Source organism: Streptomyces phyllanthi (assembly GCF_009377205.1).
GTDB lineage: Bacteria > Actinomycetota > Actinomycetes > Streptomycetales > Streptomycetaceae > Streptomyces > Streptomyces phyllanthi.
Map to the genome: position 1 here is coordinate 1 of NZ_VJZE01000747.1, position 2,741 is coordinate 2,741.

Consider the following 2,741-nt stretch of genomic DNA (forward strand, 5'->3'; position numbering starts at 1 on the left):
GACCTGGACGAATCCGGCGCCGAGCGCACGCCCCGCCCAGGCGGTCAGCTCGGCCAGGTCGCCGAGGTCGCCCATGCCCCAGCTGCGGCGGGAGAGCAGGGAGTAGAGCTGGACGAGGAGTCCGTACGCGCGTCCGGGCGGCGCGGGCAGCCGGGACGGGGCCACCACGAGGTGGGCGTCGGCGGTACGGCCGTCGGGGGCGGTGGCGCGCAGCGCGTGCACACCGGGGGGCAACTGCTCGGCGGCGGCGCGGAGTTCGCCCTGTTCGGTCTCGATGCGCAGGCGGGTGCCCTCGGGGAGTCCGGCCAGTTCGGCGGGGGCCCGTCCGCCCCAGCAGACCAGGGTCGGCGGCAACAGCCGCTCCCGTAGCTCCCGTTCCCGGGCGGCGAGGGCCGCGTGGACGGACTCCGGGGTGCCGGCGTCGACGTCCAGCGCGGTGAGGGCCGCGACGATCGCGGCGTCCGAGGCCGGGACCGTACGGTCCGGGGACGGGCTGTAGGAGGTGGCGACCCCGTGCAGCGCGGCGAGCCGGGACAGCGGCGTCCCACTCGCGGCGCTCCCGGAGCCTTGCGATGAGCTCGCGGAACTCGCGGAGCCCGCGGCGCCCTCGGAGGAGTCAGCGCCCTCGGAGGAGTCAGCGTCCTCGGCGGGGCTCGGTTCCGCCGCCGGGTCGGCCGGTTGTGGCATCTAGACCCCCATGGGATCGAAACCGGTGAAGGCGGCGCCGGTGGGCGTGGGTTCGCTGGTCAGGGGTGCGGCGTCGGCGAGGGGAGGCTCGCTGGTGAGGGGCTCGGCGTCCGGCAGCGGGGGCTCACTCGTGAGCGGGGGCTCGGCGCAGGAGCCCTCCGCGCTGAACACGCAGACGCGGGGCTCGGGGTCGGCGGACAGCTCCGCCGTGGGTTTGGAGAGGGCGGGAAGCGGAAGTCGTGCGGCCACGATGGTCTCCTTGTCGTCGTACGGCACTGAACGGGTTACGGCAGCCCTACCCAGTGGCCGCCGCCGCAGACGTATCAAGGTGGACATCGTGGTTTTGGTCACACACGCTCCGTATCGATCCCGTCACCGAGCGAATTGTCGCGGGCGATTCTGACACATCGGCTCCGCGCGTCGACAGCCCGGCCGCCCGGGCCGGGCTCGCGGCCGAAGTGGCGCCCTGGGCCGAGCGGTTGTCCCGGTACGGCGAGGCGGGCGAGACGGCGATCACCCTGCTGGACGCCCGGGCCGACGACGACGCCGGGGCGGCCCGGGCGGCGTACCGGAAGCCGGGCCGGCTGCGCGCCGCGCTCGGCGCGGGCCGGGTGAGGGTCGGTGAGGGCGTGCTGGACCCCTCCCCGAAACGGGCCCGGACGGCGCACGAGAGCCACTATTCACTCGCTACATATATCGAGTGTAGAGTGATCCGCATGAGCACCCGCCACATCCTGTTGGGGCTGCTCGCCGGGGGACCCAGCCATGGCTATGACCTCAAGCGACGGCACGACGAACGTTTTCCGCAGGCCCGGCCGCTGGCCTACGGGCAGGTCTACACGACACTCCAGCGGCTGGTCCGCGACGGACTGGCCGAGGTCGACGGGACCGACTCGGACGGCGGTCCGGAGCGGACGATGTACCGCTCGACGGACGAGGGGTCGCGCGAGCTGGCCGAGTGGGCGGCCGAGATCGCCCCGCCCGCGCCCTTCGTGACGAACGAGATCTTCGCCAAGGTCGTCGTCTCGATCCTCGCCGGGGGCGACCCGGCCGGCTATCTGCGGGAGCAGCGCGCCGCGCACATGCGACGGATGCGGGAGCTCACGGCGGTGAAGACCGCCGTGGGTTCCGACCTCGCGACCGTGCTCTCGGCGGACTACGCCCTCAACCACCTCGACGCCGATCTGCGCTGGATGACCACCACCGCGGCCCGGCTGATCACTCTGACCGCGGAGGTCGACGCGTCATGACCGACAGCAGCGAGATACCGGAGAGCCCGGACAGCACGGTGCCGCTCCTGGCGGCCCGTGGTCTGGCCAAGGCCCACGGCCCCACCCGGGCGCTGCACGGCGCCTCGGTGGAGCTGCACCACGGGGAGATCCTCGCCGTCACGGGCGCGAGCGGCAGCGGCAAGTCGACGCTGCTGCACTGCCTGGCGGGGATCGTCCGGCCGGACGAGGGCTCCGTGGTCTACGGCGACGTACGCCTCGACCGGCTCCCCGAGAAGCGGCTCAGCGAGCTGCGCCGTACGGACTTCGGGGTGGTCTTCCAGTTCGGGCAGCTGATCCCCGAGCTGACGGCCGTGGACAACGTCGCGCTGCCGCTGCTGCTGGCCGGGGCCTCGCGGGGGGAGGCCCGGGCCCGGGCGGGCGAGTGGCTGGAGCGGTTCGGCGTGCTCGGTCAGGAGGAGCTGCGGCCCGGCGAGATGAGCGGCGGGCAGGCGCAGCGGGTGTCGCTGGCGCGGGCCCTGGTGACCGGCCCGAAGGTCGTCTTCGCGGACGAGCCGACGGGGGCGCTGGACTCGCTGGCCGGCGAGCAGGTGATGTCGGCGCTGGTCCACACGGCCCGGGAGTCCGGTACGGCGGTGCTGCTGATCACGCATGACGCGCAGGTGGCGGCGTACGCGGACCGCGAGGTGCAGTTGCGCGACGGTGCGGTGGTCCCGCTGGGGGTGACGGCATGAGGTTCCTGAGGTCCCTTGGGCCCGATCTGCGTCTGGCCTGGCTGCTCACGCAGGGGTCCGACCGGCGGGAGTGGTGGCGGGTGGCCCTGAC

The 2,741-nt window shown here is 73.8% G+C and carries 3 protein-coding genes and 1 pseudogene; 2 read left to right on the top strand and 2 right to left on the bottom strand.

The window, feature by feature from the left end; all coding sequences use genetic code 11:
* A pseudogene (locus FNH04_RS44315) lies at positions 1-687 on the bottom strand (4-alpha-glucanotransferase); the annotation flags it as partial.
* Positions 688-936 (bottom strand): hypothetical protein, encoded by a 249-nt coding sequence (locus FNH04_RS44320; RefSeq protein WP_322725644.1) that lies wholly within the window; start codon positions 934-936, stop codon positions 688-690.
* Positions 937-1,403: 467 nt separating this feature from the next.
* Here FNH04_RS44320 and FNH04_RS44325 point away from each other — a divergent pair, with 467 nt between their 5' ends.
* A complete protein-coding gene (locus tag FNH04_RS44325; RefSeq protein ID WP_152791890.1) occupies positions 1,404-1,937 on the top strand; it encodes a PadR family transcriptional regulator in 534 nt (177 codons plus the stop codon).
* Positions 1,934-2,650, top strand: coding sequence for an ABC transporter ATP-binding protein (locus FNH04_RS44330; protein WP_152791888.1), 717 nt, complete (start codon positions 1,934-1,936; stop codon positions 2,648-2,650). The genes FNH04_RS44325 and FNH04_RS44330 overlap by 4 nt, the downstream gene beginning before the upstream one ends.
* Positions 2,651-2,741 lie beyond the last annotated feature (91 nt).